The organism is Stenotrophomonas sp. YJH_SMC_79 (assembly GCF_059367995.1).
Window position 1 is genome coordinate 1,352,589 of sequence record NZ_JCAFRK010000001.1, and the last position, 12,689, is coordinate 1,365,277.

Annotated in this window: 8 protein-coding genes; all 8 read right to left on the reverse strand. The window is 67.1% G+C overall.

The window, feature by feature from the left end; genetic code table 11:
- Positions 1-166: 166 nt before the first annotated feature.
- Positions 167-1,759: a hypothetical protein gene (locus AC5P57_RS06640; RefSeq protein WP_262235768.1), complete on the reverse strand. Its 1,593-nt coding sequence runs from the start codon at positions 1,757-1,759 to the stop codon at positions 167-169.
- Positions 1,760-1,878: 119 nt separating this feature from the next.
- Positions 1,879-2,823 (reverse strand): hypothetical protein, encoded by a 945-nt coding sequence (locus tag AC5P57_RS06645; protein ID WP_262235769.1) that lies wholly within the window; start codon positions 2,821-2,823, stop codon positions 1,879-1,881.
- A gap of 90 nt (positions 2,824-2,913) precedes the next feature.
- The gene (locus tag AC5P57_RS06650) at positions 2,914-4,500 is read right to left on the reverse strand and encodes a hypothetical protein (RefSeq protein ID WP_262235771.1); all 1,587 of its coding nucleotides are present in this window, start codon (positions 4,498-4,500) and stop codon (positions 2,914-2,916) included.
- Positions 4,501-4,593: 93 nt separating this feature from the next.
- On the reverse strand, positions 4,594-5,667 hold the full coding sequence (locus tag AC5P57_RS06655; RefSeq protein WP_099554769.1) for a protein-glutamate methylesterase/protein-glutamine glutaminase: 1,074 nt from the start codon (positions 5,665-5,667) through the stop codon (positions 4,594-4,596).
- A complete protein-coding gene (gene cheD, locus AC5P57_RS06660) occupies positions 5,664-6,260 on the reverse strand; it encodes a chemoreceptor glutamine deamidase CheD (protein ID WP_014037083.1) in 597 nt (198 codons plus the stop codon). Before cheD ends, AC5P57_RS06655 begins: the two co-directional genes overlap by 4 nt.
- Complete coding sequence (locus AC5P57_RS06665; RefSeq protein WP_099554771.1) at positions 6,257-7,126, reverse strand: CheR family methyltransferase; 870 nt, start codon at positions 7,124-7,126, stop codon at positions 6,257-6,259. The genes cheD and AC5P57_RS06665 overlap by 4 nt, the downstream gene beginning before the upstream one ends.
- Before the next feature lie 37 nt (positions 7,127-7,163).
- Positions 7,164-9,440 carry a methyl-accepting chemotaxis protein gene (locus AC5P57_RS06670; RefSeq protein WP_495219512.1) on the reverse strand — a complete coding sequence of 759 codons (2,277 nt, stop codon included), beginning with the start codon at positions 9,438-9,440 and terminating at the stop codon, positions 7,164-7,166.
- Positions 9,441-10,263: 823 nt separating this feature from the next.
- Positions 10,264-12,642, reverse strand: a complete 2,379-nt coding sequence (locus AC5P57_RS06675) for a methyl-accepting chemotaxis protein (protein ID WP_099552081.1) — start codon at positions 12,640-12,642, stop codon at positions 10,264-10,266.
- Positions 12,643-12,689 lie beyond the last annotated feature (47 nt).

The window sequence follows — 12,689 nt, forward strand, 5'->3', positions numbered from 1 at the left end:
AGTGCCGGCCGCTGGCCGGCACTTCGATGAAGCCAAACGCCGCGATCCCGGGAGGGGTCGCGGCGTTTCTGCATGGGTGCCGGATTGCGCGGCGATACCGCGCTGTGCTCGCCGGGCATGGCCCGGCGCTACCGCACCTCGCGTTCCGGCATCGGCAGACGATGCGTCACTGCACTCGGAAGTTCAAGCGGCCCAGCGTTTGGCAGTGCTGTACGGCGGCCTGCAGATCGATCGGCGCTGCCGGGACCGCCCGGCGCGCCTGATTGACCGTCGCGGCGGTCTCCCACAGACCAGGCAATGCCGAACCGTGTTCCAGCACGTAGTCTCGCAGCAGCGTGTTCAACGGGCTGGCATGATCGTGTTCAGGCACGATCACGCAGGCGCGGGTTCCCGGCTCTGCCAGCATCTGCTGCAGCAGCATCTCCAGTCGCGCAGCGCCGGCAGGAGCGTCGGCCAGCTGCAGCGGTGCGCTGTCCCGCTCCGCGGGCTGTACCTGCAACCCGCTGTCGGTGAACAGAAACACGCCCATGGCGTCCAGCGGTTCGCGTGGCGTCTTCGCTGTGAGCGTCGTGTAGTCCACGTCTGGACGCGTGCACGTCTCTGGCGCGCGCCTGGCCGGCACGGCGAGGCGGACACCTTCGCGATCGACGCTATGGACGTTCAGTCTGCAGACCTGACCCACGGTATCAAGCTTCACTTCGTAGTCCACACCAGTGACCGGAATGATCTGTACAGCCAGCGTGCCGCTGCAGAACGCACCCCGGTAGCGGACGTCCGCGTCGAAGATCAGCGGCTGCCCTGCCTGCACGGCATATTCGCGATACTTCGGCGACTTCAGGCTGCGCATGGTTTCCGTTTCGGCGATGCCGAGGCTGACGTTGCCCGCCTCGCTGTCCTGTGCGGGGACGTCTCTGGAGGCCGGCCAGCGCGGATCATCGAAGCGCCGGCTGCCATCGGCCAGGCAGTAGGCATCGCTGAGCATGGTGACCTGTTCCGTTGCCGAGTTGAAGACCCGCACGCGCGCCGTACCGTCGCCGCTGCCGGCTGTTGGCAGCGGCTCCGGGAAGAACTGTGGCAGCTTGCTGGTAAGGCGCTGCACACAGGAGGCGGCCAGTTCCCTGGCGCTGGCGCGAAGGCGCGCGTAGTCATTGGCCTGCCATTGCTCGAGCGTGGCGTCGCGCCCGGGATCATTGCAATACGCTGCATCCACCGTGCTGCCGTCGGGTTGTTGCAGGCGCAGGCGGGTAAAGTGATTGAGCTGATAGAGCTGTTGCCCCGCCTTGGGCTTCTGGTAGACCAGCGCCCACTGATTTGCCTCCACCCTCAACAGCGTTCGACCCTGGGGGATAGCGCTCGGGAACACGGTGAAGTACCGCTCCAACCAGTCATTGAGCAAGCCGGGCATGAGCTCCATGGCAGGGCTGGGTACTGCATGTACACTCGTTCCGCGCAGATACCTGGGGTCAAGGCGCGTTGTGGAGCTGGCACCGAAGACCTGGCGTACGAACTGCCCGGTCTTCGCTGCGCCAGTGATGCGCTCGCCATCTTCCGGGGTGACGATGCGCAGTACCACATCGGGGTGGTGGTCATGGATGTGCTGGCCGGCGCCGGCGCTGATCGCCACGTGTTCGCTCCAGCGCGCAGGGGGCGCCGTGGGTGCCGATGGAGCGCCATCGGTTCGACCGGCACCGCTGGCGAGCGTGGGCAACAGACAGGCCGCGGCAAGCATGCTGTGTGGTGAAATCAGGCGTAATGCCATGATGAAACTCCTTGAAAAGTGGAATAGCACGGGCGGCCCTGGGCGGGCCCCCTGCTGAAAGGCGGCAGCGGGCATTCCCCAGACCACGTTGTGCGCCAGCGGTCGGCACTACCGGCGCGTCAGGCCTGGGTAATGGCGGCCGCTTCCTCGGTTGCGGCCGGCGCTTCTGCCGGGAGCTCGGCTTCCACCGCAGGCTGTGGCAACACGCCATGGTCGGGGAACAGGCGGGGCAGCTCAGCCACGAAACGCGCGATGCAGGCCTCTGCAAAGTCACGCGAGGCGGCCTTGGCCTTCGCATAGTCGTCTGCCTGCCATTCCTGCAACGGGGCAACCCGTGCTTCGTCCCGGCAGTGCACGCCCTGGCCGCCACTGGCGCTGCGGAACAGCTTGCGCACCACCGGGAAACCGATGGTTACATCGTGGCGCAGCTCGTAGGGAGTCTCTGCGTCGCTGAGCTTCTGGTAAACCAGCGACCACTGACCGGCGCTGGCTTCCACGGTGCGCTCGTCGCTGGGAATGGCGCCGGGATGGGCCGCGAAATAGAGTGCCAGCTGCTCGCGGATCATGCCGGGCAATGCGCCGAAGGCCGGGCTGGGCACCGAGTGGATGTCCTCGCCACGAACGTTGTTCTTGCTGAAGCTGTTGCTGGTGCCGATGTCACCTACGCCGGTGACGAACGCCAGAGCAGACAGACCGACCTTGGCGGCGGTGACGGCAGCGGTGTCGGCGCGCATCGCCAGGCGCAGCACCTGATCGCCCAGGCGATTGCCGTTGGGGCCGGCACCCAGCCCTGAGGTGACCTTGATGTGCTGCAGGCTGCTGTAGTCGAGAGGGGGCGCCGCGGCGGCTGTGACATTCCCGATGGCCGGATCGGCCGGCGGGGTGGCGTGCGCCGCGTCTGGCGCGGTCGCCGCATCCGTTGCTGGATCGAGCGTTGACCCGCTGGTGACTGCGGAAGCCACGACAGGCGTGGCTGCGGGGACTTCGTCGTTGGCGTAGGCCGGCGGCGCCAGCAGCAGGATGGCCGCGATCGCGGCGGTGAGGCAGGTTGGGCGTAATGCCACGGTAGTACTCCTTGGGAAAACGAAAATGAGGCTCTGTGCGCGCTCTGGCGGTTGATGCCCGGCGAGGGCCGAAGGCAGGGGAGCAATTGCTCAGCGAGGCGCGAATTCCCTGATCGGGAACGCATTGCAATGGGCGATCGCAGCGGCGATGTCGACCGGAGCATCGGCGGCGGCACTGCGGCGCCTGTTCACCGTGGCCATCTCTTCCCACAGGCTGGGCAATACCTGCGGTGCGTCCAGTACGCGTTCGCGCACGGCATCGTGAAGGGCGCTGCTGTAATCGGTAGTCGGTACCACCACGCACAGGCGTGTGCCGGGATTGCTGCTGGCCTGCTGCAGCATCTTCCGCAGTGCCTCGGTGCTGCCCGCGTCGTCGGTCAACCGTTCCGGTGCGCTGCCTTGGGTGGCATCCTGGATCTGCAGCTGGCCTGGGCTGAACAGCAGGACCTGCATGTCCTGCCGTGGTTCAACGCGGACCGGTGCACGCGTGCCCTCACAGATGCTGGGGGTCTTGCGTGCGACCTGTGGCGTCGTGGTGCCATCGGCGTGTACCTGGCGCAGATGCAGGCGGCACATCTTGTCGGCCACTTCCATTTCCACTTCGTAGTCCTGTCCGGGCCTGGCCACGAACTGACCCGACAACTGGCCCTCGCAGTACATGCGGCTTGATGCGTCGAAGCGCGCTTCGACGATCAGCGGCTTGCCGCCGGCGACTTCGTACTCCTGGTAGCTGAGCATGGAGAACCGCTCGTTCTCCTTGCTGCGCAGGGTTTCCGTGGCGGGGATGCCGAGCACGCCCTTGTCACCGGCGTTGTTGTACTTGACGTCGATCCTGTCGCGGTAGTCCTCGCGGCAGGCGGCGTCGGTGTACAGGGTGGTGGTCCGCCCCAGGCTGGCATAGATGCGCACCCGTGCCGGCGGCACGGCACCGCCTGCGTAGGCCGTGAGATCTTCAGCAGCAAGCGGGCGAGGGTACATCGCCGGTATTCGCTTGATGAGCTGCTCGGTGCACTTCATCGTGATCACCTGGGCGGCAATCTTGAGCCTGGCGTAGTCATTGGCCTGCCACTCGCCCAGGGTCGCCCGGTCGTCGCTGTCACTGCATCTGATGATTTCAGCCAAGGTGCCATCGGCACGGCGTTGCTCGATGGTGCTGACATGGTTGAGGCGGTAAAGGGGATCCTTCCGCGTGTTGCCCTGGTGCACCAGCGCCCAGGTGTCTGCACTGAAGCGCAGGGTGCTGCTCTGGTTGGGCAGCGCGTCGGGCGCATAGCTGAAGTAGCCACCCACCAGCGCCCTGGCTACGTTGGGCATCAGCGTGGTGGCGGGGCTGGCCTGGCTCTCGACGATGCTGCCGGGCAGGGTGTTGCGGCGGAAGTAGTCCGGCTCATTGCCGCTGAAGAGCAGTGCGAGCCCCTTTGGCGTGAGCGACTCGCTGTCATCGGGGGTGACGATGCGCAACGCCACGTCGGGTGCGTGGAGGCGCTTCGATGCGGTATCCGGACCACTCTGGATCTGGACGCGATCGGTCCATGCGGCGCCCTTCGTGACGGGGGCGGGGGGAGCGCCCGGAGCGACCTGCGGCGGTGCTGGCACGCCGGCAGCGGTGGCCGCCAGCGGGGCCAGCAGAGCGGCCGCCAGCAGCGACGGTTGGTAACGGAAGAGACGCAGGGCCATGGTCAAACTCCTTGGAAAAACACGACAGCCGTGCCGGCCCTTCCGGGGCCGGCATTTGAAAGAGGGAATGAGACGGTGCGATGCCGCGGACGATCAGCCGCGGGCGAGCGCCAACAGTCGTTCGGCAATACGTTCCAGCGGAACCTGTTCGTCGGCCGCCCCAAGCTTGAACGCGGCACCGGGCATGCCCCAGACCACGCTGGTGGCTTCATCCTGGACCAGCGTCGGCGCGCCGGCCTGGCGCATTTCCAGCAGGCCGCGCGCGCCGTCGTCACCCATGCCGGTGAGGATGGCGCCGATGGCGTTGCCGCCCGCGCTCTGCGCGACCGAACGGAACAGCACGTCGACCGCGGGCTTGTGACGGTTCACCGCCGGGCCATCGTCAACGCGGCAGCGCCAGCGCGCACCGTCGCGGATGATGCGCAGGTGCTTGCCGCCAGGAGGCAGGTAGGCATGGCCGGGCAGCACAGCTTCGCCGTCGCTGGCCTCGCGCACGGCCATCGCCGAGTGCCGATCCAGTCGTTCGGCAAAGGCGCTGCTGAAGCTGGCGGGCAGGTGCTGGGTCATCACCACGGCGGGGGCATCCGCAGGCATGCCTTCCAGCACCACGCGCAGTGCTTCGGTGCCGCCGGCCGAAGAACCAATCGCGATCAGGCGGTCGGTGGTGCGGAACTGCGGTGCAGCCGGGCGCATTGCAGGAGCTGCTTCCAGCAGGAGCTTCGGAGCGGCCGCCCGCAGCAGCGGGCGCACCCGTGAGCGCGCCGCCATCTTGACCTTGGCGATGATCTCATCGGCGTAGCCCTGCAGGCCGCGCGCGACGTCCAGCTTGGGCTTGGAGACGAAGTCCACTGCGCCCAATGCCAACGCCTGCAGCGTGGTGTCGGCGCCGCGTTCGGTCAGCGACGAGATCATCACCACTGGCAGCGGGTGCAGCCGCATCAGGTTTTCCAGGAAGGCCAGGCCGTCCATGCGTGGCATTTCCACGTCCAGCGTGATCACGTCCGGGGCCAGGCGCTTGATCTTCTCGCGCGCCAGCAGCGGGTCGGCGGCGGTGCCAACCACGTCGATGGTCGGGTCGCTGGACAGGATCTCGGTGAGCATCTGGCGCACGACGGCGGAGTCGTCGACGATCAGGACCCGGCAGGGGGCGTTGCCGGTCAGGGTCATTCGAACAGCTCCACGCCACCGGTGACCGGGGCCTTGGACAGGCGCGCACGCACCGCCGATTCGGTGGCAGCCACCTCGGCCTCGTGGGCGTGCGGCAGGCGCTGCACCACCACGCGGCCGGTATCGGCGAAGAACCAGATCTTGCGCGGATGGATGCCGCAGAGGTCCTCGGCGATGATCGGAATATGCTCGGCCTGCAGGTACTGGCGCACGAACTCGGCGTTGCGGGTGCCGACCGGATTGCTGGTGAACCCCTTCAGTACGTTGGCGCCGCCGAACACCTTTGCTTCGATGCGCTTGCGGTGCGCGCCGCGCTTGAGCATGTCGTTGATCAGCAGCTCCATCGCATAGCTGCCGTAGCGTGCGGGCGCGCCGTCGCCAGCGTTGCCTTCCGGCAGCAGGAAGTGGTTCATGCCGCCGATCTTCAGCACCGGGTCGCGCAGGCAGGCCGCCACGCACGAACCCAGGGTGGTGGTCAGCGCGGTGGTGTCATCGACCACCAGGTACTGGGTCGGCAGCAGCTTGGCGGCAATGGTCTGGAAGCGCGCATCCTGGTAGCGCATCACATCGTCAGTACGCAGCGAGGCGTTCATGCGCCGGCCTTTGCCGCGCGGCGGTACAGGGTGCGCCCGCAGGGCTGGATCAGGTCGGCGGCGTGCAGGTAGTTCTCCGAGTGTCCGGTGTAGAGCAGGCCATCGTCGGCAAGGTGCTGCACAAGGCGGCCGAGGATGGCGCGCTGGGTCGGCTTGTCGAAGTAGATCATCACATTGCGGCAGAACAGGGCATCGAACGGGCCGCCGACGTCGTAGCGTGGGGCGAGCAGGTTCAGCGGACGGAACTCGATCAGCTCGCGCAGCGCCGGCAGCACGCGGCACTGGCCCTCGTTGGGACCGCTGCCACGCTGGAAGTAGCGGCGGCGCAGGTCCGGGTCGAGATTGGCGACACGGTCGATGTTGTAGACGCCACGGCCGGCGGTGGCCAGTACCTGGGTATCGACGTCGGTAGCAACGATGCGCACCGGCGGCTTCAGCGTACCGAAGGCCTCGCAGGCGGTAATCGCCATCGAATAGGGCTCTTCACCGGTGGATGCCGCGCACGACCACAGCAGCAGCGGCGTGCGGCTGGAGCGCTGCTGCAGCTCCTCGCGCAGCTTGTCGAAGTGGTGCGGTTCGCGGAAGAACGAGGTCAGGTTGGTGGTCAGGGCGTTGGTGAACGCCTGCCACTCGTCACCATCTTCCTGCTCCAGATGGTCCAGGTACTGCTGGAAGCTGCGCATGCCCAGCGTGCGCAGGCGGCGCGACAGGCGGCCATAGACCATGTCGCGCTTTGCCGGGGCAAGGGCGATACCCACGCGCTGGTAGATCAGGTCGCAGACGCGGCGGAAATCACGGTCGGCGAACTCGAATTCGCGCGGACCGGTGACGATGGGAGTAGGACTTTGCACGGGGGACGTGTCCATCGGCGAGGGCGGTGGCCGAAGCCACCGCAGGTGGGTCTCAGAATTCCTGCCAGTCGCTGTCGCTGTCGCTGGCGACGAAGGTGCTGGCGTTGCTGCTGCGGCGGACCGGCGCGGGCGCGCGGGTCGGCTGCGGACGTGCCATGGTGGTGATGCGTGCCGGTTCCACGCGTTCCGTCGCAGCCTTCACTGCAGCGGAGACCTGGTTGTCGAGGCGGAAGATCGCCACGGCGTCGGCGAGCTGCGCTGCCTGGTCTTCCATCGCGCGTGCGGCAGCAGTGGCTTCCTCCACCAGCGCAGCGTTCTGCTGGGTGGTCTCGTCCATCTGCACCACGGTCTGGTTGACCTGCTCGATGCCGGCCGACTGCTCCTGCGAAGCCGCAGAGATCTCGGCCATGATGTCGGTCACGCGCTGCACCGAGGCGACGATCTCGCCCATGGTGCTGCCGGCCTGGTGGACCAGGCTGGAGCCTTCGGCGACCTTGCCGACCGAATCGTCGATCAGGCCCTTGATCTCCTTGGCGGCGGCAGCCGAGCGCTGGGCCAGGGTGCGCACTTCACTGGCGACCACGGCAAAGCCACGGCCCTGTTCCCCGGCGCGCGCGGCTTCCACCGCAGCATTCAGCGCCAGGATGTTGGTCTGGAAGGCGATGCCGTCGATGACCGAGATGATCTCGGCGATCTTCTTCGAGGAGGCTTCGATGGCCGACATGGTGGTGACCACCTGGCCGACCACATCACCGCCCTGCGAGGCGACACCGTGCGCGCCGATGGCGAGCTGGTTGGCCTGGCGGGCGTGCTCGGCGTTCTGGCGCACGGTGGAGGTCAGTTCCTCCATCGAGGCGGCGGTTTCTTCCAGATTGGCGGCCTGCTGCTCGGTACGGCGCGACAGATCACTGTTGCCCGAAGCAATCTCGCCGGCGGCCAGGGTGATGCTGCTGGCGCTGGCCTGGATCTGGCCGACGATCTGGGTCAGCTGCGCGACCGTGGTGTTGGCGTCGTCGCGCATGCGCGCGAACACGCCCTGGTAGTCGCCGTGCATGCGCGCGGTCAGGTCACCTTCGGCGATGGCCGACAGCAGCTGCGAGAGCTTGCCGAGGTTGTCATCGCTGACCGCCATCATCGCGTTGAGGTTTTCCAGCATCAGGCGGAAATCGTGATCGAAGCGCTGTGCGTCGCCACGGCGGCTGAAATCGCCGGCGGCGGCGGCGCTGGCCAGCTGCTTGATCTCGGCGTTGATGCGGCCGAGGTTGGTCTTCACCGTGTCGACGGTGGCGGTCATTGCCGCCTTCTCACCCGGGTAGCGCGCGATGTCGCGGCTGAGGTCGCCAACTGCATACTGCTGCACCACGTCCAGCACATCGTGCAGGGTCTGTACGTGGCCGCCGACCAGGGCGTTGGTTTCCTGCACCATCAGCCCGTACTCGCCTGGGAAGGCACTGGCGTCGATGCGGTAGCTGAGTTCGCCACCGTCGTGGCGACGTGCCATTTCGCGCTGGCCGCTGATGACCGCATGCAGCTGCTGCTGCATGCCGGACATGGCATCGAGCAGGCGACCGGTCTCGTCGTGCGGTTGTGCGCCGATGTGGCTGTCCAGCTTGCCACGGGCAATGCCTTCGGCCACGGCCGTGGCCTGCTTCAGCGGCACGGCGATGCGGTTGCCGATAACCCAGCTCAGGGCCAGCACGATCAGCACCAGCACGCCCCCGGAAACCGCCATGATGGCGGTGAACACCAGCGCCTGCTTCTGCACGTCGTCCATGTAGACGCCGCTGCTGACCACCCAGTTCCAGGGCGCGAACAGGCCGGCGTAGGCGACCTTCTCGACCTCGCCCTTGCTGCCGGGCTTGGCCCAGCGGTAGTTGACGAAACCGCCGCCGGCCTTGGCCGCTTCGACCTGGTCGTAATAGATGCGCACGCCGTCGTCGGTACGGAAGTCCTTCATGTCCTTGCCGACCAGGTCCTTGCGGAACGGGTGCATCAGCAGGCGGTAGCCGGTGTCGTAGATGTTGAAGTAGTACGCATCGTTCTCGGCACGCATCACCTCCAGGGCCTGCAGCGCGGCGCTCTTCGCGGCGTCCTCGCTGAGCTCGCCGGTGCCGGCCAGGCGATGGTAGTGCTGGAGGATGCCGTAGCTGAGTTCGACCTGGGTCTTCAGCGCGGTCTTGCGGGTCTCGGTGAGGTCCAGGTACTGCATGCGGGCGGCGATCACCGAGAGCGCGATCACGCCGAGCGCGATGAGCAGCGTCAGCAGGTTGAGCTTGCGCCGGACGGAGAGATTGCTGAAGTAGTGTTGCCAGCGATGCAGGAGATTCATCGAGCAGGACCAGGTCGAAGCGGGCGGGCGGCGCCGAGCCGGTCAGCGGCGGGACAAGCCGTGACAACCCCGTTATCGGCCGATGGGGCGGGGGATTGAGGTGTCGTGTCCGAACGTATTCAGGTTTCCTTGCAGCGGCGGCTGCGGCGCTGCCTGCGGCAGGCGTTTGAAGCGACGGCAACAGCAACAGCAACAGCAACGGCGGTTGGCCGGCGATCACGAGTTGTGAGAGGGGCCGGGCCAGGGTGGGTTGGCGGGGGGCGCCGTGAACCCATCCCTGGGGGCTTGGCCGCGGCATCCATGCCGCGGACACCCCCGCCAACCCACCCTGGCCCGGCCCATTCGACATCCCGGTGTCGGACGGCAAGAGCGTTGGGTTTCCAAATGGAAAGAGGGGTCGGATCCGTTTTCCTGCGGAAAACGGATCCGACCCCGGAAGCAATGCGGCTGTTGCTCTTGCTCTTCTTTCTTCAATCCGGGGTGGGCGCGCACGGAAAGTGTCCGTGGCCGGGAGGGTGGGTTGCGCAGGGGCGTGAGCCGCATGGATGCGGCGACCGAGCTTACATGGGTGAGGGCGCTTTGCTTGCGAAGCACTGCTTCGCAAGCGACCGAACGCCCAGCCGCCAGTGGCTGGGCCGGGCCCCGGAGGGGGACTTGCAGCGTCCCCTGCGCAGCCCACCCTCCCGAGCAACCCTCGCCAGCCAAGCGCTTTCCGCGACCCACCCCGAGGGGCTTCGTCGTTGGCTGGATATCCAGATACCCCGTAAACGAAAACGCCCCAGCGCAGGGCCGGGGCGTTCTCGTACCTCAGGTCAGGCTGGCATCAGAACTCCTGCCAGTCTCCGTCGGCCAGCTCGGTGGCCATCGGGCGACCACCCGCAGTGCGGCGGGCGGGCGGGGCAGCCGGAGCCGGTGCTGCCGGTGCAGCAGTACGCGGGGCCGGGGCAGCGGCGCGCGGCGGGGCGACCACGGCTTCGGCTTCGTCGACCACGAAGATCGATACGGCCTCGCTGAGGTGGCCGGCCTGTTCTTCCATCGCACGTGCGGCGGCGGTGGCTTCTTCCACCAGCGCAGCGTTCTGCTGGGTGGTCTCGTCCATCTGCACCACGGTCTGGTTGACCTGCTCGATGCCGGCCGACTGTTCCTGCGAAGCGGCGGAGATCTCGGCCATGATGTCGGTCACGCGCTGCACCGAGGCGACGATCTCGCCCATGGTGGCGCCTGCCTTGTGCACCAGTGCCGAGCCGTCGTTGACCTTGCCGACGGAGTCGTCGATCAGGCCCTTGATCTCCTTGGCGGCAGCGGCCGAGCGCTGGGCGAGGGTGCGCACTTCGCTGGCGACCACGGCGAAACCACGGCCCTGTTCACCGGCACGTGCGGCTTCCACCGCGGCGTTCAGCGCCAGGATGTTGGTCTGGAAGGCGATGCCGTCGATGACCGAGATGATCTCGGCGATCTTCTTCGAGGAGGCTTCGATGGCCGACATGGTGGTGACCACCTGGCCGACCACATCACCGCCCTGCGAGGCGACACCATGCGCGCCGATGGCGAGCTGGTTGGCCTGGCGGGCGTGCTCGGCGTTCTGGCGCACGGTGGAGGTCAGTTCCTCCATCGAGGCGGCGGTCTCTTCCAGGTTGGCGGCCTGCTGCTCGGTACGGCGCGACAGGTCACTGTTGCCCGAGGCGATCTCGCCAGCGGCCGAGCTGATCGCGCGGCTGGACTGCTTGATGCGGGTGACGATCTCGCTCAGCTGCGCGGCAGTGGCGTTGGCGTCGTCGCGCATGCGGGCGAACACACCCTGGTAATCGCCGTGCATGCGCACGGTCAGGTCACCCTGCGACAGCGCGGCGAGCAGGCCGGAGATCTGTTCGATGCTGCCGGCGTTGGCGTCGAGCAGGCCGTTGATCTGCTGTGCCAGCTGCAGGAAGAAGCCTTCCTTGTCGCTGGCATCGATGCGGCCGGACAGGTCGCCGGCAGCCGCCTGGGCGATGACGCGCGCCACTTCGGCTTCGACCAGGGCTTCCTGGGTGCGGTCGCGCCATTCCACCACGTAGCCGACGGTGTCGCCGCCTTCATTGCGGATGGTCGACACCACCTGTGCGAACTGGGCATCGCCGTACTGCATCGGGCGACGGGCAACGCCGTGCGCCTTCAGGTTGCCCAGCAGGGTCTGGTCCATCTCGCCGCGGTGTTCCAGCACGGTGACCGGCTTGCCGATCAGCGAGGCCTGGGCGTCGAAGTCCGGCAGGTCGCGGCGCACTTCATCCTGGTACTGGCTCAGGGTCTGCTGCAGGGCGCGGTTGCTGTAGACGATGGTGTTGCTGGTATCGGTCAGGTAGACGCCGGTCGAACTGTAGTCCAGCGCGGTGCGGATGCGCAGGTTCTCGCGGGCAACGGCCTGGTCGGTTTCGATGCGCTCGCGCAGGTCGCGCTGCATGCGCTGCATGGCCTGCATCAGCTCGCCTACTTCGTCCTGGCGGCTGACGTCGATGTGGCCATCGAGCTTGCCGCCGGCGACGTCGTTGGCGACCGAAACGGCGCCACGTACGCTGCCGACCAGGGCGCGGGCGAACAGCCAGACCAGGACCAGGCCGAGTGCGGCGCCGCCCAGCAGGGCGATCACGGTCAGCACGGCGGAGGCGGAATAGGTGGACGCGGCCTCTTCGCGCGAGGCGCGGGCGAGGCGGTTGTCTTCGGCGATCAGCGCTTCCAGCGCCGAAGCAGCCTTGCGGTGCTTGGTGCGGGTCTCGCCCACGAAGGTATCGATGGCATCGTCCGGCAGGTCCAGCTCCAGCATCTCGGTGACGCTGTCGTAGGAGGCCAGGGCGTCCTTCCACTCCTTGGCGAAGGTATCGAAGAGCTTCTTCTGCTGCGCGTTGTCGACCAGCTTCGGGTAGTCCTTGATCGACGTGTCCATGCTGGTGCGCAGGTCGACGGCCTGCTTGCGCGCGTCGGACTTGACGTCATCGCTGGCGCGGATCAGCTGCTGGTAGGCGGCATTGCGGTACTCGCCCAGCATGCCGCGCATCTCGCCGGCCATGCGGATGCTTTCCATGCGCGAACCGGCCAGCTCGGTGGTGACGTTGTTCAGCGAATGCAGTCCGCGATAGGCGACGATGCCCTGCAGCAGCATCACCAGCAGGAGGACACCGAAGGTCAACAGCAGCTTCGGCATCAGTTTCAGGTTGTTGATCCACGGCATGGGCGTTGCGATCTCCTAAGGCAGACGCGTCCGGGCATCGGGCCCGG